Annotated in this window: 19 protein-coding genes; 11 read left to right on the top strand and 8 right to left on the bottom strand. The window is 32.4% G+C overall.

What is annotated here, in order from left to right:
- Positions 1-26: 26 nt before the first annotated feature.
- The 3 genes from QLQ95_RS15495 to QLQ95_RS15485 all read right to left on the bottom strand — a co-directional run bounded on the left by QLQ95_RS15495 (position 27) and on the right by QLQ95_RS15485 (position 1461).
- Complete coding sequence (locus tag QLQ95_RS15495) at positions 27-263, bottom strand: hypothetical protein (RefSeq protein ID WP_482500522.1); 237 nt, start codon at positions 261-263, stop codon at positions 27-29.
- A gap of 142 nt (positions 264-405) precedes the next feature.
- Entirely contained in the window at positions 406-849 is a 444-nt protein-coding gene (locus QLQ95_RS15490; RefSeq protein ID WP_482500521.1) for a hypothetical protein, read from the bottom strand.
- A 204-nt stretch (positions 850-1053) separates the two neighbouring features.
- Positions 1054-1461: a helix-turn-helix domain-containing protein gene (locus tag QLQ95_RS15485; RefSeq protein WP_482500520.1), complete on the bottom strand. Its 408-nt coding sequence runs from the start codon at positions 1459-1461 to the stop codon at positions 1054-1056.
- A gap of 191 nt (positions 1462-1652) precedes the next feature.
- Here QLQ95_RS15485 and QLQ95_RS15480 point away from each other — a divergent pair, with 191 nt between their 5' ends.
- Positions 1653-1967: a hypothetical protein gene (locus QLQ95_RS15480; protein WP_482500518.1), complete on the top strand. Its 315-nt coding sequence runs from the start codon at positions 1653-1655 to the stop codon at positions 1965-1967.
- 184 nt (positions 1968-2151) lie between these two features.
- Here QLQ95_RS15480 and QLQ95_RS15475 read toward each other — a convergent pair whose 3' ends face one another.
- The 3 genes from QLQ95_RS15475 to QLQ95_RS15465 all read right to left on the bottom strand — a co-directional run bounded on the left by QLQ95_RS15475 (position 2152) and on the right by QLQ95_RS15465 (position 7874).
- Complete coding sequence (locus QLQ95_RS15475) at positions 2152-2655, bottom strand: hypothetical protein (RefSeq protein ID WP_482500517.1); 504 nt, start codon at positions 2653-2655, stop codon at positions 2152-2154.
- Positions 2656-2660: 5 nt separating this feature from the next.
- The gene (locus tag QLQ95_RS15470; RefSeq protein ID WP_482500516.1) at positions 2661-4175 is read right to left on the bottom strand and encodes a hypothetical protein; all 1515 of its coding nucleotides are present in this window, start codon (positions 4173-4175) and stop codon (positions 2661-2663) included.
- A gap of 258 nt (positions 4176-4433) precedes the next feature.
- Entirely contained in the window at positions 4434-7874 is a 3441-nt protein-coding gene (locus tag QLQ95_RS15465; protein ID WP_482500515.1) for a methylmalonyl-CoA mutase family protein, read from the bottom strand.
- Positions 7875-8168: 294 nt separating this feature from the next.
- Between QLQ95_RS15465 and QLQ95_RS15460 the strand changes: the two genes are divergently transcribed.
- The 8 genes from QLQ95_RS15460 to purU all read left to right on the top strand — a co-directional run bounded on the left by QLQ95_RS15460 (position 8169) and on the right by purU (position 15354).
- The gene (locus tag QLQ95_RS15460; RefSeq protein ID WP_482500513.1) at positions 8169-9731 is read left to right on the top strand and encodes a L,D-transpeptidase family protein; all 1563 of its coding nucleotides are present in this window, start codon (positions 8169-8171) and stop codon (positions 9729-9731) included.
- 180 nt (positions 9732-9911) lie between these two features.
- Entirely contained in the window at positions 9912-10253 is a 342-nt protein-coding gene (locus tag QLQ95_RS15455; protein WP_482500511.1) for a hypothetical protein, read from the top strand.
- Between the two features lie 247 nt (positions 10254-10500).
- The gene (locus QLQ95_RS15450; RefSeq protein WP_482500509.1) at positions 10501-11370 is read left to right on the top strand and encodes a hypothetical protein; all 870 of its coding nucleotides are present in this window, start codon (positions 10501-10503) and stop codon (positions 11368-11370) included.
- A gap of 172 nt (positions 11371-11542) precedes the next feature.
- Positions 11543-12418 (top strand): SGNH/GDSL hydrolase family protein, encoded by an 876-nt coding sequence (locus QLQ95_RS15445; RefSeq protein WP_095929858.1) that lies wholly within the window; start codon positions 11543-11545, stop codon positions 12416-12418.
- Between the two features lie 135 nt (positions 12419-12553).
- Positions 12554-12976, top strand: a complete 423-nt coding sequence (locus tag QLQ95_RS15440) for a cytochrome c oxidase assembly factor Coa1 family protein (protein WP_482500507.1) — start codon at positions 12554-12556, stop codon at positions 12974-12976.
- Positions 12977-13006: 30 nt separating this feature from the next.
- Complete coding sequence (locus QLQ95_RS15435) at positions 13007-13570, top strand: hypothetical protein (RefSeq protein WP_320494036.1); 564 nt, start codon at positions 13007-13009, stop codon at positions 13568-13570.
- Positions 13571-13688: 118 nt separating this feature from the next.
- Positions 13689-14408, top strand: a complete 720-nt coding sequence (locus QLQ95_RS15430) for a DUF4197 domain-containing protein (RefSeq protein ID WP_095929855.1) — start codon at positions 13689-13691, stop codon at positions 14406-14408.
- 91 nt (positions 14409-14499) lie between these two features.
- Complete coding sequence (gene purU / locus QLQ95_RS15425; protein ID WP_482500505.1) at positions 14500-15354, top strand: formyltetrahydrofolate deformylase; 855 nt, start codon at positions 14500-14502, stop codon at positions 15352-15354.
- Between the two features lie 165 nt (positions 15355-15519).
- Here the strand turns inward: purU and QLQ95_RS15420 are convergent, their stop codons facing one another.
- Positions 15520-17013, bottom strand: a complete 1494-nt coding sequence (locus QLQ95_RS15420) for a catalase (RefSeq protein WP_482500503.1) — start codon at positions 17011-17013, stop codon at positions 15520-15522.
- A 1139-nt stretch (positions 17014-18152) separates the two neighbouring features.
- Between QLQ95_RS15420 and QLQ95_RS15415 the strand changes: the two genes are divergently transcribed.
- Both QLQ95_RS15415 and QLQ95_RS15410 read left to right on the top strand, forming a co-directional pair.
- Entirely contained in the window at positions 18153-19163 is a 1011-nt protein-coding gene (locus tag QLQ95_RS15415; protein WP_482500501.1) for an aldo/keto reductase, read from the top strand.
- A gap of 69 nt (positions 19164-19232) precedes the next feature.
- Positions 19233-20153, top strand: coding sequence for a helix-turn-helix domain-containing protein (locus tag QLQ95_RS15410; RefSeq protein WP_482500499.1), 921 nt, complete (start codon positions 19233-19235; stop codon positions 20151-20153).
- Here the strand turns inward: QLQ95_RS15410 and QLQ95_RS15405 are convergent.
- Positions 20150-20950, bottom strand: a complete 801-nt coding sequence (locus QLQ95_RS15405; protein WP_482500498.1) for an ABC transporter substrate-binding protein — start codon at positions 20948-20950, stop codon at positions 20150-20152. The two genes, QLQ95_RS15410 and QLQ95_RS15405, sit on opposite strands and share 4 nt — an antisense overlap.
- Between the last annotated feature and the right edge of the window lie 225 nt (positions 20951-21175).

The raw sequence follows: 21175 nt of genomic DNA, 5'->3' as shown, positions 1-21175 counted from the left end.
TTAATTTCTGCACTTCCTTCTAACGTTCATTCAATCGAAGATTCTGAACCCGGATATATGTCTTTTATTAGTTTTGTATTTGAAGTAGTTCCATCACTCAGCCATATTTCGGCACCAGTATCGGCTTCACTTGCTCCAAATATCAGCTTACCATTAAATTGCTTAAATCCCCATGCATAGCTTGTAAAATCGTATATTTTTTGCTGAGCATGGATCTTTATAATTGCAAATGCGAAAAAAATTAGGAGTAATTTTATTTTCATATATTAATATTTATTTAAACTGAAATGTAAATATATACTTTTATCAAAAACAGACTACAGAAAAATCTTAAAAACAAAAAAACTCCCATTTCTGAAAGCTTTTTGTTTTTACGGTAATAGTTCCACGACCTTATCATTTCAATTAATCCGATATTTTATAATCGGTAAACTTATAAGTATTGTCCTTTTTTCCCATTAATTCAATAGATTGAAAATTAACTCCTTGATCTGTAACTTGATAATCATAAACATCTATTACGCCATCATAGTTATGTAGTTCATAATATTTTCCGTTTTCAACCCACCATTTACCATTTTCAGTAATTTGATCGACTTTACCGTTTTCGTACATCGCAACAAAAAGTAAAACACTTGTTCCGTTTTCAAAACGACATGACACCCAATATTTATTTACTCCTTCTTGCTGTTGTCCCATTTCAGAGCCTTTCCAGCACCCAAAAAGTTTCGGGTCATATGTTTTCTTTTCCGCCTTATTAATTGCTTTTACATCCAGTTTTGCTTTTGTCTGGCTAAAACCGAAGTTTGCAATAAGGAACAATCCTAAAATAAAAATGCTTTTTTTCATTTAAAATTAATTTTTGAAGTTAGATATAGTTTTTGGTTTTTATAATTTGTTTGCCTTTCCGCTTAAGCTTTTCATCTCCATTTTCTGATTGCTAATATATACAAACAAATTACTTCTAAATTGAGGAAAGCCGTAAAACGATATTTTTTTGTAAAAGAAAAAACCTCTCATTTCTGAGAGGTTTCTATATTCTTAAAAAGCTTACTATTTATCTTTTAGCAATTTCTCTAAATACTCAATCTTATCTTTTTCTGCTTGAAGCAAACGCTCGTAAAGTTTTTTATTTTCTTCTACCGTTTCCATTAATTTATCTAATGGATTGAAAGTGCAATTATTAAGTCCGAAATAATTATTAGGACTTTCATTAAATGTATTGAAATAATTAATTGCAGCTTCGTCTGAAAAATTCTTAATCGCTTCAACCGTTACACCAAGTGCTTTTGCAACCTCAACAAGTTTTTCGTCATCAATGGTTTCGCTATTTTCCATAGCCGAAATCGCCTGCTGATTTGTTCCTAAAGCCTGCGCCAAAGCTTCCTGCTTCATATCACGAAGTTCACGAATACGGCTTATTTTTCGCCCTATATGATTTGGTTTTGTTAGTGTGCTCATAATTCAAAGATAATAATAAAGTGTCAAAATCGGTAAAATGTAAAAAACAGATTTTATGCCGTGCGATACAGTAAAAAATGATTTCGTACAGCAAAATCTATTTCTTACTTCGCGAATCAAACAAAAGTACAATTTTTCTTATAATAAATTTATAAAAGTCAAATCGCAAACCAATTAAAAATATACGCCTTATGGAAACCAATGCAACTGAAACTTTACAAAAACTACAAAAATTAACCGCTCAATATTTTACAACGCTAAAACCAATTGATGAAGCCAATTCTTTTACCGCACAATTCAAAGTAGTCAATTATTTAGAACTCGGCTGCCTCATTACCGATTTGCTAAAATTATGCATTCTGGCGCTTGATAACGACATGCATAATTTTTCTAAAAAAGATAAAAGTGCAACTATTAATGTGAGTCTGATTTTGGAAACGATTCTGCATTTGTTTCCTATGGATGAAATGGAGTTTTTGGGGTTTGTTGGGGAGGTTGTTGAATGATTTCTATTTGCAGATGCAAATGGGAAAGTTCTAATACTAAAAAATCTCGCAAAGGCGCTAAGTCGCAAAGTTTTTTTTACACAATTTTGTCATTTCGACGGAAGGGAGAAATCACACAAGTTATTCCACAACGATTTACGATTTGTATTGTCGAATTTCTAGTGTGATTTCTCTCTTCATTTTTTTAAAACACGTCCCATTTTTTACCTTTTTCTGATTGAAAGCAATTATCAATTCCTCTTACCATAATATATAATCCTCCCACAAAACTCATCATTTTTTCAATAGGCAAAGCTAATAATTGATAGCTGTAATTTATTGATCTTAGGACTACTATTACTGCAATAATGCCAACAATAATCTCAATAACTCCATACAACAATCTTAATTTCTTCCTTAAAAACCAAAGATACAACCCTGAATAAACAGATATAAAAATACAAGCAAAAAAATTAAATATTGTTTTATCCGTACTGAAAGTAAAAATTAGAAATGCTACTATCAATCCTAAAGTTGTCAAAAGAAATGTTTTTATCACTTCAGAATTTGGATCTTCAAGTTCTAGTATTCTTAAATTATTTTCTTCAATTTTTAATTCTAATTCATTGATTTTTTCTTGCATTCTAACTTTAGATTCCTGCAATAATTTTTTAATTTCTTCCGATTCGTCTCTAAATTTTTCTTCCATCTATTTTATTTTTTTCCGTATTTTCTAAAAGCAGAAACAAATTGATAAATAAAAAATCCACATACTATTTTATTAATAAAATCTATACTTAAAGATGCTGTATTAAATTCATCCTTACCAACCAAAAAATCTGTTCTATGTGTTAAATCAATAAAGGAAAAATAATACCCGATTAGAGAATAATTAATTTTATTACAATTGAAAATCCTATCCAAACTTAAGAGATACAATAAGTAAAACATTATTGAAAAACAAAGGAAATATATTAATGGCAATTTAATAGATAATCCATGATTATTAGACTTTCCATTTATCCATAAGATTGCTCTATCCCAACAAGATATTTGTTTAATTTTCTTTAAAGCATCATTAGAAATAGCTTGCAATTTTTGCGCTTCATAAAAATTTCCTGTTGACTCCAAAATAATTTTTAGTTGAAGAAAAATCTCATATTGATCTTTATAATAATTATCCGATTTCTGATCAGGATAATGAACATTTTCCAAAGTTTTAAATTTTTCGAAGCTTGTATTATCAGTAGGAAAATTACAAGAAGTAAACGTAGATTTACCAAATTTTGTTCGAAAAAAAGAAACAATATTGTAGTCACTAAAATTAATATTATCAAACCATATATTTTCTAAATTCGATTTATGTATTTCAATTTTACTTTCTTCTTTTCTATTTTTTAGAGGACTTATATTATAAAAGTTAACTTCTTTTTGAGTTGAAAAATCTCTGATAAACCAATTAGATATTTTTGTATTATCAATTGAAATTTTACTATTTGAATATCCTGATAACGATAGAGAATTCAATGACGAATTTATAACTTTGACTTCTCCACTCTCTTCATTTTGATTATACTTAATCGAAAGATGAATATCGAATAATTGTTTTTCTTCTGGTCTTAAATAGTATCCAATTTTATCTTCGTTTAAATCTCTATAACCAATTCTATAAACTCCTCTTTTGAGACTTTTAGATTCATTCGTTCTAAAAATAACTTTTTGTGAATCATAGATATGATAAGATTGCTTTTTCTTTATTAAGTCTAAAGAACTAATTTTTAAAGCTTTCAAAAGTTTTTTCCAATTTTTAGGAAAAATATTTTCTTCTGTATATGAAAGACTAACAACTTTTTGACCTATTATAAAAATATGATCATCTATAATACAATTGTTAATAGCAACACTTCTTATATTAGAGTTTTGGATAGTTCCTGAAAAAATCGAACTATTAAATGAAAGTGAAATATTCGTTGATTTGATTTCATTTGCATCAAAATTCTCAATATAACAGTTTACAAACTGAATACTGATATCTAGAAAATCAATTACATCAAAATTTTCGACGCGAACATTTTTAAATAAACAATTACTAAATGTGAAAGTTATTCGTCCGTCTTGAAATGCAACATCATGAAAATCACTACTCAATATTTTAACTGTAACATCTGATAGAAAATTTTTATTTTCTATTGTTTCATATGGTTTTATTCTTTCTATATTTTGTATCAATTGCGAACTTTTTAAATTAAAAAAAGCAGAAATCCTTTAACAAATGCAGTATTATTCGAAGTAAATTTTCAACTACATAACATCAATTAAATTTCTTTCACATCTATTATAAATATTTATTTCTTGTAAATTTATATAAACATTTCTCTCTAAAATTGAGGAAAACCGTAAAATCATAAAGTTTCTGGTTGAAATATAAAAAAAAACCTCCCAAAAAATCTTGAGAGGTTTTTCCATATTATTAAAAATCAAAAAAGATTACATATTCCTTCTATACTGCCCACCAACTTCAAACAACGCCGAAGTAATCTGACCTAAAGAACAAACCTTTGTAGCTTCCATTAAATGATCGAATAAGTTTTCGTTTTTAATAGCCGCTTGCTGTAATGTATTTAAATGCTCATTTACTTTTGCTTCGTGGAAATTATGCAAGTTATCCAGCATCGTAATTTGATATTGTTTTTCTTCTTCCGTTGCACGAATAACCTCAGCCGGAATTACCGTTGGCGAACCTTTTGAACTCAAGAATGTGTTTACACCCACAATTGGGAAATCTCCGTTGTGTTTTAAGGTTTCGTAATACAAACTTTCTTCCTGAATTTTAGATCTTTGGTACATCGTTTCCATTGCACCAAGAACGCCTCCTCTTTCCGTAATTCTGTCGAATTCTTGAAGAACCGCAGCTTCAACTAAATCGGTTAATTCTTCGATGATAAATGAACCTTGAATTGGATTTTCGTTTTTCGCTAAACCTAATTCTTTATTAATAATCAGCTGAATTGCCATGGCACGACGTACAGATTCTTCTGTTGGCGTTGTAATGGCTTCGTCGTAAGCGTTTGTGTGAAGCGAATTACAGTTGTCGTAAATCGCGTATAAAGCCTGTAAAGTCGTTCTAATATCGTTAAAATCAATTTCCTGTGCGTGTAACGAACGTCCAGAAGTCTGAATATGATATTTCAGCATTTGTGCTCTTTCATTGGCTCCGTATTTGTTTTTCATGGCTTTTGCCCAAATTTTACGCGCCACACGACCAATTACAGAATATTCTGGATCAACTCCGTTAGAGAAGAAGAAAGATAAATTTGGTCCAAAATCGTTGATGTTCATTCCACGGCTCAAATAATATTCCACGTAAGTGAAACCATTTGAAAGCGTAAATGCCAATTGCGTAATTGGGTTCGCTCCCGCCTCTGCAATATGATATCCTGAAATCGAAACCGAATAGAAATTACGAACGTTCTTAGTAATGAAATATTCTTGAACGTCGCCCATTAATCGCAAAGCAAATTCGGTTGAGAAAATACAAGTATTTTGCGCCTGATCTTCTTTCAAAATATCGGCCTGAACCGTTCCACGAACTTGAGCTAACGTTTTTACTTTTATTTCGTTATAAACTTCCAAAGGTAAAACCTGATCTCCCGTCACACCCAAAAGCATTAATCCTAAACCGTTGTTTCCAGCAGGAAGTTCACCTTGGTATTTCGGTCTTTCGATTCCTTTTTCTTTGTATAATTTGTTGATTTTAGCTTCAACTTCTTTTTCTAAATCATTTGCCTTGATGTAAATCTCACATTGCTGATCGATTGCGGCATTCATAAAGAAACCTAACAACATTGGCGCAGGCCCATTAATCGTCATACTTACCGAAGTTAATGCATGAACCAAATCGAAACCTGAATATAGTTTTTTAGCATCATCCAAACAGCAGATTGAAACTCCGGCATTTCCAATTTTTCCGTAAATATCCGGACGCAAATCTGGATCATTTCCGTATAAAGTTACACTATCAAAAGCTGTCGAAAGACGTTTTGCAGGCATTCCTGCACTTACGTAGTGAAAACGTTTATTGGTTCTTTCCGGTCCGCCCTCGCCCGCAAACATTCTTGACGGATCTTCGCCTTCACGTTTAAACGGATACAATCCTGAAGCAAAAGGAAATTCGCCAGGAACATTTTCCTGTAAATTCCAACGCAAGATATCGCCCCAGCCTTCATATTTAGGCAAAGCAATTTTCGGAATTTGTAAATGCGATAAACTTTCAGAATGCGTTGCAATCTTGATTTCTTTATCACGAACTTTAAACGAGTAAACTGGATTTTTATATTTCGCAACCTTTTCATCCCAATTCAGGATAATTTCCCAATTGTACGGATCTAAATCCATTTTTACTTTATCAAACTGATTAAGCAAAAGATTTAAAAAGATTCTGTTTTCGTCGTGCTCTGCGATTCCGCTTGGTAAAACTGTAGAATCGTCAATTCCTGCTTTATTGATTTGCGGAACTTTCCCAGAAACCGATTCGATGGTTTTGAAAATTCCGTATAGTTTCTGCGCTACTTTTTGCTGAGAAAGGGCGATTTCATCATAAGATCTGTTATTCTCTGCAATTTCAGATAAATAACGCGTTCTGTGAGGCGGAATCACGAAGATTTTCTCGCTCATTTCTTTTGTGATTTCAAAAGTCGATTTCAAGTCAGAATCGGTTTTTTCGACCACTTTATCCATAATCGCTTTGTAAAGCGTGTTCATTCCCGGATCGTTAAACTGCGAAGCAATCGTTCCGAAAACGGGCATTTCGTCTGGGCTTTTATCCCAAAGATTATGGTTTCTTTGATATTGTTTTTTAACATCGCGCAAAGCATCCAATGCGCCGCGTTTGTCAAATTTGTTTAAAGCTACTAAATCGGCAAAATCAAGCATGTCGATTTTTTCCAATTGTGTTGCTGCTCCAAACTCTGGTGTCATTACATATAAGGATACATCAGAATGATCCATAATCTCGGTATCAGACTGACCAATTCCCGAAGTTTCTAAAATAATCAAATCGTATTTTGCGACTTTTAGAACCTGAATCGCTTCGGCTACATATTTAGACAAAGCCAAATTCGACTGACGAGTTGCCAGCGAACGCATATAAACACGAGGATTATTGATGGCATTCATACGGATTCTGTCTCCTAAAAGTGCTCCTCCTGTTTTTCTTTTCGAAGGATCGACAGAAATTAATCCGATAGTTTTTTCTGGAAAATCAATTAAAAAGCGGCGAACCAATTCGTCAACCAAAGAAGATTTTCCTGCACCACCCGTTCCTGTAATTCCTAAAACTGGAATTTTAGAACTTGCATTGCTTTCGTGAATTTTATCAAAAACTGGTTTTGCAATTTCAGGAAAATTTTCTGCTGCCGAAATCAAACGTGCAATTGCGGTTGGAATTTTATTTTCTATATGATCAATTTCTCCGTTTAGTTTATCTCCAATAGGAAAATCGGCACGCTGTACCAAATCATTAATCATTCCCTGAAGTCCTAAAGAACGGCCATCGTCTGGAGAATAAATTCTAGTGATACCATATTCATGTAATTCTGATATTTCACTTGGAAGGATTACTCCACCTCCGCCTCCGAAGATTTTAATATGCCCCGCTCCTTTTTCGCGAAGCAAATCATACATATATTTAAAGTATTCATTATGTCCGCCTTGATACGAAGTCATTGCAATGGCGTTGGCATCTTCTTGAATAGCGGTATTTACCACTTCTTCAACGCTTCTGTCATGACCAAGGTGAATTACTTCAACCCCTGTTGACTGAATAATACGGCGCATAATATTGATGGCGGCATCATGCCCATCAAAAAGTGAAGCAGCGGTAACAATTCTTACTTTATTTTTAGGAATATATGGTATTTGTTGTTCCATTTTATGAATATGATAATTTTAAGCGACCAATGTACAAATTATTTTAATATTTGATTAACCAAATAGCATTATGTTAATAAAAAAGAAAATATTTTTTCTTCAATATAAAGGTAACAATTCTTGATACTAATTGATCTAAGTTAAGGAAAGCTTAAAGACATGGCAATTTCGCAACATTTAAATAAAATCTGGAAACACGTTTTGAGTACTCCCATAGTAATTTAGCATTGTAGAAAAGCCCCAAATTTTTACCAACGACTTACGTAGAAAAGTAATAACGTAAAAATTAAAAAAATGAAAACATTTTATTCATTCACCGTAATTTTAAGTTTGAGTTTTTTTGTATTTTCTTTTAACAGAATTGAAAACAATAGTTTTAAATATAAAAAAGCTTCAAATCATTTAACCGTTTACCACAATCAAAATGATGTAAACGAAATTTCGAACGATTTCTTCAAAAGATATTCAGATTTGAAAAGATATAAATCTGATGTCATGTCATTATACAAAACTAGAACTCTTGGCACAATCTGGTTTGACGAAAACGAAATCAACGAATTTGGCTCTGCTTTGTATGAAAAAGCAAAAAAAACAAATGATTTAATTATTCCTTATCAAAAAGAAATAGACCAATTGTTTAGTTCTTCATCAGATAAAAGCACACTTTCTCAAACTGATGCAGATATGCTTTTGAGCTCATTATATATAGTGTACGCCAAAAAAAGTAATGCCGACAAGAAAAAACTAGCTTATGATACTATGCTAAAAGATTTCTTAAACTACAGCACATTAGAAGAGGAAGAAAAAACAGCAGTTGCATCAAATGAAAAAGTAGAATTTGACCAGTATTACAAATTGCAAGATATTCTGAAAAAATACAAAAGATTAGAAAAATCTAGCAAATACAAACCTATTGTTCCGGCAGAGTCTCCTTATAAAGAGTTGCGTCCAGATGCTGTTTCCAGCACTATTTCGCAAGTTAGAACTCGTTTGTATTTATTAGGAGATTTGAAAACAGATTCTAAAAGCGAAGTTTATGATCGTGAATTGATGGATGCTGTGATGAAATACAAAGTTCGTAACGGATTTAAACCCAATTATATTCTGGCAGAAGAGCATATTAACGAAATGAATATTCCGCTTGAAGATAAAGTGGCAACTTTAAAACTTAACATGGAAAGATGTCGTGAGATTTCGGCTCAAATTGCTGCCAGCGATGAGTATGTTTTGGTTAATGTTCCTTCTTATGAATTGTTTTATGTTAAGAATGGAAAAGTAGTATTGAAATCGAGTGTTTTTGTTGGAGCTCCTCTTACCAAAACAACCATTTTTAATGGAGAAATTGATCGAATTGTATTTAGCCCTTACTGGACAGTGCCACAAAGTATTGTACAAAACGAGTTGAGATCTAAAATTGCTGCAGACCCAAATTATCTTGCAGAGAAAAACATGGAAATGGTTAATGGTCAAGTACGACAAAAACCAGGTCCAGATAACTCTTTAGGATTGGTAAAATTTATGTTCCCAAATCCTGATGATATCTATATGCACGATACGCCATCTAAAACTCTGTTCGATTTTGAAAAAAGAACTTTCAGCCACGGATGTATTAATGTAAAAATGGCAAAAGAATTGGCTGTTGCCATGCTGAAAGATTATCCAGAATGGAATCAGGCAAAAATTGACAAAGCGATGGCGGGTAAAGTAGAAAACAGTTTTAAACTGACAAAAAAAGTACCAATTTTCATTACTTATTTTACTTCATTGGTAAATGAAAACGGAGAAATTGGTTTCTTTCAAGATGTTTACGAAAAAGATGCAGAATTAAATAATCAATTGTCTCTTACTGTAAATTAATACAAAACGACATACATAAAATAATAATCGGGAATTCATTCAGTTGAGTTTCCGATTTTTTTATTTAAAAAATGTCTTAAGTTATTAGTTTTAAAACTTTTAAAGCCTTTTATATTTTTATTTCTGTCGCAACTTTGCATCGTAATACTACCACTAGCATTAAATTAAAAACAATAGATCATGAAAACAGAAAATATTGAAGGTTTATCATTGTTTGAAATAAATTTATTGATACAACAAGGCGGAAGATTTGTAATGTTTCCAAATCTGATGACAAAACTTAAAGGCTATACTATTTATTTTATTCGTCCTGACGAAAAAACAATTAAATACGCATTAAAACATTTCTTTAAAAATATAACGCTTGGCTGGCGCGCACTTCTGTTAAGGCCATCTTACATTTCAAAATCTTTATTCTATTTGACATTTGGCGGTAAAGATTGCACTCAGCATATTTTAGCCAATTTAAAGCAGATTAATCCAATCAATAACCCCAATTTATACTGTGTACAGTACGTTTAAACACCTTTTTTGTCCCATAAATTTTTAATTGTACAATTTGAAAATAAAAAAGTATCAGAGTAACAGGAAAGCCTACATCCTGAGAACAAAATGATTCTAATGCTTATTAGTACAAAATTTAAAATCATCTTATATTTATTATAAGGTGATTTTTTTGTCTTATTCTATTATTTTTAAAACCTATTGAGACTGGTATGATTATGCGTTAAAGAGAGATTTGCAAATCTTTTTTAATAGAAAATCAACAATGAAAAAATACATTTTAATTTCTAGTCTTATTGTCTCAATTCTCCTTATTTCATGTAATAATTTCAAATCAGAAAGCTCAATTACTTCCGACGGTATTAGCAAACCTAAACCGCCAAAGGCCGTAGGTCCTCCACGTATATTATTTATTGGAAATAGTCATATTGAATATTTTGTAAGCAGCCCCACTCTATTTCAGGAATTATGTAATGCCAATAATCAAAATATAAATATTCAGCAGCTGATAACAATAGGTGTTCCGCTCAATAAAGTTTATTTCACTAATAAAACAGAGGCCGACCAAAATTTTTCCAATATAGATAAGGATGGAAACTATTATGATTATGTTATAATTCAGGAATCGACACCAATTGCACTAACAAATCTTTCTAAGTATAGAGACAACTTGAAATTATTTGCAGAAAAAATACATAAGAACAGCCCAGATGCCGCAATTTATGTTTATCAAAATATGTCTCCCTTATCTTTTGCAAACTCAGAATACAATAATTATTATACAGAATTACGTAAAAACACCATTCTAGCTGCCGCTTTTATTAAAAATGCAGGTGTATTAAGAGTGGGTGACGCTGTTAAAGATGCATATGAAGGCCAAAGCGGTTATAAGTATCTAACAGGTAATAAAGACAATCTCCGTGACGGCAAAAGCACTCTTCATTTTATAAACGATGGCGGTTTTTTACAGGCCGTTTTAATATATTCTACAATATTTGATAAAACACCAATTATCCCTAAAAAACTTCTTTTAAGTACGGGAACTGGTGATAATGACAATATGAGAAAGCAAGAAGTAGCAAAAGCAGTGACCAATCCTAAGGCTCTGGAGGAAATTGCTTTTAGTAATAGATAAATTAGCTTAAATCTGCTTATTGGATTTCATATCAAATTCTCAATGCACAATTTAATGTCCTAAACTAACACTTTTAAAACTTATCAAGGTCCTAATTGTTGTCGATTAAAAAGAGATTTGCCAAAAATTTTTTTATCTAAAAAAATAGTGAACCTTTTTAATTAAAATTACAATGAAAAAACACTTTTTAGTATTTGGTATTGTTGCAATCCTTTTTTCAGCTTGCAATAACAAAACGACTTCTACTGAAAATTCGACAGCAACTTCAGAGAAAATGGCACATCCTAAAGCTCCAAAAGCAGAAGGAAGTCCAAGAATATTATTTATCGGAAACAGCCATACTGAATTTTTTGTAAGTGCTCCTGTATTGTTTGGTGAAATTTGTAAAGCGAACAATCAGCCAATGATCATTGATCAATTGGTTACTATGGGCGTTTCTGTTGAAAAAATTTATGCAGATCATAAAAAACAAGCCGATGAAAACTTTGCCAAAACAGATAAAGATGGAAATTATTATGATTATGTAGTTATTCAGGAATCTACTCCCGTTGCGGGTGGAGAACCAAATAAATATAAATCGAATGTCGATATGATTGTGGAAAAAATACGCAAAAATAGTCCCGATGTAGCCATTTATATTTACGAAGGAATGTCTCCAACTCCATTTACTGATGCTGATTACAATGAATTATATGACGTAATGCGTGAAAATGCTATTTCTGTCGTAGAATCTACCAAAAATTCAGGTTTGCTAAGAGTTGGCGATGCTATTAACGATGCCTATAATGGCAAAAATGGTTATAAATATTTAGTAGCCAACAAAGATAACCTTCGTTATGGAGAAAACACATTACATCTTTTAAATGATGGCGGTTATTTGCAAGGAGCATTGCTTTTTGCAACAATATTCGATAAGAAACCGATAATGCCAAAAGAACTTACTTTATGTACTGGAACTGGAGATAATGACGATATGAAAAAACAAGATGTCAGCAAAGCAATTAGTAATCCTAAAGCTTTAGAAGAAATTGCTTTTAGTAACAGATAAGTTTTTAAATAATAGTAATTTAAAAAAATCACCTTGTAAAATTTATAAGGTGATTTTTTATTTAATATAAAACACTGAATATCAATTAAATTTATTCTTATTTTAGCTTTATCAATTTCACCTAAAACTAAATTTATGGAAGATTCAAACGAGTTAGTACAAAGACAGAGCTGGCTAAACAGAAACTGGAAATGGTTTATTCCCAGCGGATGTTTGACGCTTTTAGTATTAGCGGCTTTATTTATTGGAGGAATTTTCTATGAAGTAACTTCGGTTCTTAAAGATTCGGAAGCCTATAAAGAATCTATGATAGCTGTAGAGAATAATAAACTCGTAGTGGAAAAACTCGGTTCGCCTGTCGAAACAGGCGGAATGGTTTCTGGAACCGTCACTTCACATAATGAGGTACGAACTTGCGATGTACAGGTTCCGTTGAAAGGTCCGAAAGGCAAGGGAACTTTATTTATTGTAGGCGAAAAAAGAGGTACTTGGAAATACTCTGAAATGTCGGTTTATATTAAAAATACAGATGAGAAAATAGATTTATTGAAAAAATAAAAATAGATTTGACCAAGTAAAATTTATTAAATGAAATCTTTTTTTAGTCTATTCATATTCTTTTTAGTTTGTATCTCTTCTTTTGCACAATCTGCCAAAAATTACCAAGTTTACGCCAATCAAATCAAACAATTCTCAAAACCTTCGAGAATATTGAATAAGAATATTGACGCACATGGAGATGGATATGTTGAATTTACAAATGCTAAAAACCAAATACTTCGTTTCCGATTGCATAATAATAAGCTACAGCAAGGATCTTGCAGTATCGCTTTTGAAATATATTATTATGAAAACAATTTTCTAAAAAGAATTGAATCGTTTGACAAAAATGGAAATCTAATTGGATGTCTTTTAAAACTGAACGGTGAAGCTATCACAGAATATACAATTGAAAAACCAGACTTGTATCTAAAAAAGAAAAAACTCATTGATGATGCAGAAGGAAACATTAGCATGAAAGATGACTCTAGCGAAAAAATTATTCGTGTTCGTTACTTTAATGCCAATAATGCACCTATAGAACAGCCTAAACCTATTTACATTTCGAGCAAAACCTATTGGGAGTTTAATATTCGAATGTCTTGGCCGTAATTTTGAGACCTAATTTCGCTTATGTTAAGTTTACAACAAAATGTTACTTTGCTTTAAATAAAATTGTGGCGTTGTTTTTGAATAAGTAGTATTTTTGAAACTTAAACAAAAACCCTAAATGAAAAAGATTTTACTATTAGCCGTTACATTTTCGCTTACTTCTTGTGCACAGGTACAACAGACCCTAAATCAACTGCCTCAAATTGCATCTCAGATTCCAAGTTCAGGAACTGTTGATATTGCTTCAGGTTTAAAAGAAGCGCTAAATAAAGGAATTACACAACAAGTGAGTAAATTAACCGCAGTAGATGGTTTTTATAAAAATGAAGCTGTAAAAATTTTAATGCCAGAAGAATTACAAAAAGTAGATGCAACCCTGCGTAAAGTAGGTTTAAGCTCTCTTGCAGATGAAGGAATCAAAATGCTGAACCGCGCTGCAGAAGATGCCGTAAAGGAAGCTACCCCAATTTTTGTTACAGCAGTAAAAAACATGAGTTTTACAGATGCTAAAAACATTCTTTTAGGAAGCGACAACGCAGCAACAAATTATTTACAAGGAAGCACAACAACTTCATTATATGCCAAATTTAATCCTGTAATTAAAAGCTCTTTCGAAAAAGTAGGAGCCGATGCTGTCTGGACAAAAATTATAAACAAATACAACACAATTCCATTAGTAAAAAAAGTAAATCCAGATTTGACTGATTACACAACCAATCAAGCTCTTACTGGTGTTTTTAAAATGATTGCTGTTGAAGAAAAAGAAATTAGAAACAATATTTCTGCAAGAACAACACCTTTATTACAAAAGGTTTTTGCTCTGCAAGATGGAAAATAGTTTTATTCTGTTTAAATGTTTAATCGTTTATTCGTGTAATCGAACAAACGGTTAAACAAATTATCGATTAACCGATTAACCAAAAAACGAAATGCAAAAAATTACCATACTCATTCATTGCAAAGATCAGAAGAATATTATTGCTTCAGTTACTACTTTTATTGCTAAGGTCGGAGGAAATATTACTTATATCGACCAGCATGTGGACGTAGAACAAAATGTGTTTTTTATGCGTCTGGAATGTGAATTCGAAAATTCGACTATCACAGTTGAAAGTTTTAAAGAAGACTTTAACAAAACTCTTGCTGTCAAATTTGACATGTATTGGGATTTGTACAATCAGGAGCAAAAACCTAAAATGGCTTTATTTGTTTCTAAATACGATCATTGCTTGTTTGACATTTTGGGTCGTTATAGCGCTGATGAATTAGGGGTCGAAATCCCTATGATTATTAGCAATCATAACGATTTACGTTCAATCGCAGAGCGTTTTGATATTCCTTTTCACTATGTTCCGTTCACAAAAGACAACAAAGAAGAAGGAGAAGCAAGACAAATAGAACTTTTGAAAAGATATCAGATCAATTTTATTGTTTTGGCACGTTACATGCAGATCGTGACTCCAAAATTGATTTCGCTTTACGAAAATAAAATCATCAATATTCACCATTCGTTTTTACCTGCTTTTCCAGGTGCGAAACCGTATCATTCGGCTTTTAAACGTGGGGTAAAAATTATTGGTGCAACAAGCCATTACGTAACAGAAGAATTAGACGAAGGTCCGATCATTGAACAAGATATTGCAAGGGTTTCTCATATTCACTCTGTAGAAGATTTTATCATGAAAGGACGTGATTTGGAACGCATCGTTTTAGCAAGAGCAATTAAACTGCATGCTGAAAGAAAAACAATGGTTTATAGCAATAAGACGGTGGTTTTTTCTTAGATTCTAAGATGCTAAGCTACTAAGCTTCTAAGTTTATAATCTTTGTGTGAAATAACAAACCCGACAGGTTTAAAACCTGTCGGGTTTTCTTTTACTTTATAATAGGCTCAAAAATTGGCAACTTAGAAGCTTAGCATCTTAGAAGCTTAGAACCTAAAAAAAAACTTATCTCGCTTTAATCGCCAATCTAGGATCATCAAAAGCATTTACTTCATCCATTGTCATTCCTAGAGCGCTTGCTACACCTGCACCATAAGCTGGATCGGCTTGGTAACAATTTCTAATATGACGGACTTGAATAAATTTCTGCGCTCCTCCTACTTGACCCGCTGTATTTTTAAACAAAAGCTGTTTTTTCTCTTCTGTCAGCAAGTTGAATAAAAGTCCTGGCTGAGTAAAATAATCGTTATCGTCTTCTCTAAAATTATGTGCATAAGCATCACCATAAATTGCCAATGGCGGTTCTTTTACTTCTGGCTGATCTTGCCATTCGCCAAAGCTGTTTGGTTCGTAGTGTTTTCTTCCTCCATAATTTCCGTCAACACGCATTGCTCCGTCTCTGTGGAAACTGTTATATGGACATCTAGAAGCGTTTACCGGAATCTGGTAATTGTTTACTCCTAGACGGTAACGGTGCGCATCTCCGTAAGAGAATAAACGTCCTTGAAGCATTTTGTCTGGAGAAAAACCAATTCCTGGAACTACGTGAGCTGGATTAAATGCTGCCTGTTCTACTTCTGCAAAATAATTTTCTGGATTTTTATTCAATTCGAATTCTCCAACTGGAATTAACGGAAAATCTCCTTTTAACCAAACTTTAGTCAAATCGAATGGATGAAAACGATATGTTCTCGCCTGTTCTTCTGACATAATCTGAACAAACATTTTCCATTTCGGGAAATTACCTTCTTCAATTGCATTAAACAAATCCCTTTGATGGCTTTCTCTGTCTCCACCCACCAATTTAGCGGCTTCTTCATCAGAGAGATTTTCGATTCCCTGTTGTGAAACTAAATGGAATTTTACCCAATGTCTTTCGTTTTGCGCATTGATGAAACTAAAAGTATGACTTCCAAAACCATGCATTTCTCTATACGATCTCGGAATTCCACGGTCACTCATTACAATCGTAACTTGGTGGAGAGCCTCTGGCAGTAAAGTCCAAAAATCCCAATTGTTATCAGCACTTCTTAAATTGGTTTTTGGATCACGTTTTACAGCATGGTTCAAGTCAGGAAATTTCATTGGATCACGAAAAAAGAAAACTGGCGTATTATTTCCTACCAAATCCCAATTTCCTTCGTTTGTGTAAAATTTCATGGCAAAACCACGGATGTCTCTTTCGGCGTCAGCAGCGCCTCTTTCTCCTGCAACAGTTGAAAACCGCACAAACATTTCTGTCTTTTTACCAATTTCAGAAAACAAGTCTGCTTTTGAGTATTTAGTAATATCGTGCGTAACAGTAAAAGTTCCGTAAGCCCCAGATCCTTTGGCATGCATTCTCCTTTCGGGAATCACTTCTCGATCAAAATGAGCCATTTTTTCTAAAAACCAAAAATCTTGTAATAAAACGGGGCCGCGAGGACCAGCTGTTTGAATGTTTTGATTGTCTGGAACGGGTGTTCCTGTTGCAGTTGTTAATTTTTTGCTTGATTCCATATTGCTGATTTTTAATGTTTTATCAAATATACAAACTTATCTTTACCATATTCATAAGCAAAATTGATTGTTATTATATTTTAATAACCAAATGTTATTTAACAGTGCAGAAAGCTCAAAACAGTGGTTTGACAAATCTTAACGTATGGTCAACAAAGTAATAACAAAACCTTAACAGCATAAGATTGATATATGTCGGACATTTGTAATGTAATAAACTGGTTATTTATTATTTTGGTTTTGGTTAGTTAAATGATGCCGGCGTCTTCGAGATGCCGGCATTCTTTTTTTATATAAGTTTTAGTTTCAGGTTTCATGTTTTCTTTGTTTCAGGTTGCTTTACTTTGAGCATAATTTACCGCAAAGTGCGCAAAGTTTTTTTACTCAAGAGGTTTTGTGTAAACGCAAAGTTCGCAAAGCTTTGCCTTAAAAACATTGCGAACTTTGCGAACTTTGCGAACTTTGCGTAATTCTTTGCGCGCTTTGCGGTAAAAAAACACAATCTTTTAAACATTAACTTATCTATTTTGAACATAATTTTAACGCAAAGAACGCAAAGTTTTTTACTCAAGAGGTTTTGTGTAAACGCAAAGTTCGCAAAGCTTTGTCTTAAAAACTTTGCGAACTTTACGTAATTCTTTGCGCGCTTTGCGGTTAAACTCTCAACAATATGAACATTAACTTATATCCAACAAAGTAATAACAAGATCTTAACAGCATAAAATTGATTTATGTCGGACATTTGTAATGTAATAAACTGGTTATTTATTATTTTGGTTTTGGTTAGTTAAATAATGCCGGCGTCTTCGAGATGTCGGCATTCTTTTTTTTATATAAGTTTAGTTTCAGGTTTCTTGTTTTCTTTTGTTTCAGGTTGCTTTACTTTGAGCATATTTTAACGCAAAGAGCGCTAAGCTTTTTTACTCAAGAGGTTTAGTATAAAACGCAAAGTTCGCAAAGCTTTGCCTTAAAAACTTTGCGAACTTTGCGTAATTCTTTGTGTGCTTTGCGGTAAAAAACACAATCTTTTAAACATTGGCTCATTTTGGATACAACTACACGAGATTTAGATACTTTATAAAAGCAATACTGACGGATCTTTGCTAAATCAATTTTGATTTAAAATTAAAACAGTAATTATGAGTACTATCAAAAAAGTTAATTTAGGAAATCAGGGACTTGTTGTTCCTAATATTGGTTTAGGTTGCATGGGAATGAGCCAGATTGCAGGAAATGATATTTACGGTAAAGCAGACGAAACTGAATCTATACAAACAATACATCGTTCACTTGAATTAGGCAGTAATTTTTTAGATACGGCCGATTTATATGGTCCATTGGCAAATGAAAGATTGATTTCAAAAGCTATAAAAGGAAATCGTGACGCTTACATAATTGCTACAAAATTTGGTTTTGAAATTAATGACAACGAAGAACTTACCTGGCAGTTTAATGGCAAAAAAGAATATGTAAAAAAGGCAGTAGAACGTTCTCTTAAAAATCTTGGAACAGATTATATCGATTTATATTACCTGCACCGCGTTGATCCTAATACTCCAATAGAGGAAACAGTTCAGGCAATGTCTGATTTGGTAAAAGAAGGAAAGGTTGGCTATATTGGCCTTTCTGAAGCTTCTTCTGAAACCATAAGAAAAGCACACAACATTCACCCCCTAACGGCAGTTCAAAGTGAATATTCCCTTTTTGAAAGAAGTATTGAAGAAGACGGAATTATAAAAACATTAGAAGAACTTCAAATTGGTGTAGTAGCTTATTCACCTCTAGGAAGAGGTTTTATTTCGGGAGAAATACAACATCCGCAAGACTTAGCCGAAAATGATTTTAGAAGATCAATTCCTCGTTTTCAAGGAGAACAATTTTATAAAAACATTGAACTTTTAAATGAAATAAAACTTATCGCCAACGAAAGAAAAATTACTGCTTCTCAATTGGCTTTGGCATGGATTGCATCTAAAGGATTTTTAGCCATTCCAGGCACAAAGCGAGTAAAATATGTAGAGCAAAATATTGAAGCTGCACAACTTATTCTGACTACTGAAGAATTAAACAGATTAGAAAACATTATTCCTCTTGGAACAATTACAGGAAATCGTTATGATGAATCTGGAATGAAATCTGTGAATCTATAAGAAATCAGAAAAAAAATCTACAGGAAAAGTTATCTTTATGACAGCTTTTCCTGTATTAAACCTAAAGCCATGAAGAAAGAAGATCATATTCCGTATAATATTACCTCTATTTCAGAATTACATCAATTATTACGAATTCCAAAACCAGATCATCCTTTGGTAAGCTTTGTAAATCTGAGAGATATAAGTTGTCATTTTGATAATAATCTAAAGAGTGTCATTTATAACTTCTATACAATTTCAATTAAAAGAGGATTTAAGGGAAAAATGAGATACGGTCAAAATTATTATGATTTTGATGAAGGTGTCATGACATTTATGGGGCCGGGCCAGATTATTTCTACAGAAGTTCCAATGGATTCTTCTGTATATGGCTCAATGTTAGTCATTCATCCTGATTTTATTCAGAATTATGCTTTGGCAAAAAAAATAAAAGAGTACGGTTATTTCTCTTATGCTGTTAATGAAGCATTGCATCTTTCAGAAAAAGAAGAAACGATGATTACAGGAATTATGCAGAATATCGAACAAGAATATCTGTCTTCTATTGATGCTTTCAGCCAAGATGTAATGATTTCGCATATTGAACTGCTTCTTAATTATTGCAATCGTTTTTATAACCGACAGTTTATTACCCGAAAAAATGCAAACAATACTCTTTTAACTAAACTGGAACTTCTTCTCTCTGAATATTTTGAAAGTGACAAAGTGCAGCAATTAGGATTACCAACTGTCGCGTATATTTCAGAACAATTAAATGTTACGCCAAATTATCTCAGCGATATGCTGCGCTCTTTGACAGGACAAAGCACACAGCATCATATTCATAATAAAATTATTGAAAAAGCCAAAGAACTTCTTACCACAACTACCTTGAGTGTAAGTGAAACTGCTTATAAATTAGGTTTCGAATATCCTCAATCTTTTAATAAGCTTTTCAAAAGTAAAACCACAGTTTCTCCTTTAGAGTTTAGAAATTCATTCAACTAATTTTTTAATCTTTCATGCAGTAATTTAAAATAAGGGAAAGCCTTTAACAATCGGCTGCCGTGCCAAGAGAACATTTCGCCGTCAACGAAAATGGTTTTGGCATGATGTGTAAACCTCCCTATTTCGAAAGCATCTTCTTCTTTAAAAGGATATGGCTCTGATGAAAGAAAAACAATATCAGGATCGCCTTCTAAACGCATTTTCTTTAATTCGATTTCAGGATAACGACCTTTGTCTTCGTAGATATTTTTAAAATGATTTAGTTTTAGCAACTCATTTATATAGGTATCTTTTCCTGCAACCATGTATGGATTTTTCCAAATAAAATAGGCTGCTTTTTTTTCTTTTATATCCTGAATATAATTTTTAAAATCGCTTAAAGCGAAAGCCAATTTGTCGTTCCATTTCTGCGCTTCGGTTCTGCAATTGAATAACTGCCCGAAATCTGAAATCATCTGGAAATTATCTTCGACAGTAACAATATTGGTAACCCAAACAGGACAGATTTCCTGCAACTGATTTACGATTTCTTCTGTGTTTTCTTCTTTATTGCAGATAATAATATCCGGCTCTAAAAGCTTTATTTTTTCAAAGTGAATTTTCTTGGTTCCTCCAACAATCTTTTTAGTCGACTTAAAATGAAACGGATGAACACAAAACTTCGTTATTCCGATAATTTTCTCTTCTAAACCTAAATCATACAATAATTCAGTTTGCGATGGAACTAGCGAAATGATACGCTTTGGAGCAGTTTCAAAAGTATGAATTTTGCCAAGCTGGTCTTTTATTTGTTTCATGTTTGAGGTTTGTTGGAGTGTGGAATTTAACGCAAAGCTCGCGAAGTTTTTTCGCAAAGTTCGCAGAGGTTTATGCTTAACGTTGAGTTTAAGATTTTTTTAAGTTCTCAAAGCTTAAAATAAATTTCCTCTTTGAGAACTTTAAAAAAACTGTATATGATTTCTTTGTATACTTTGCGAAAAACCTTATCGCACTTTGCGTTAAAATTATACTCAAAGTTAACT

The sequence above is a fragment of the Flavobacterium sp. B330r genome, assembly GCF_056824325.1.
This window is presented reverse-complemented; position numbering and strand designations above follow the sequence as displayed.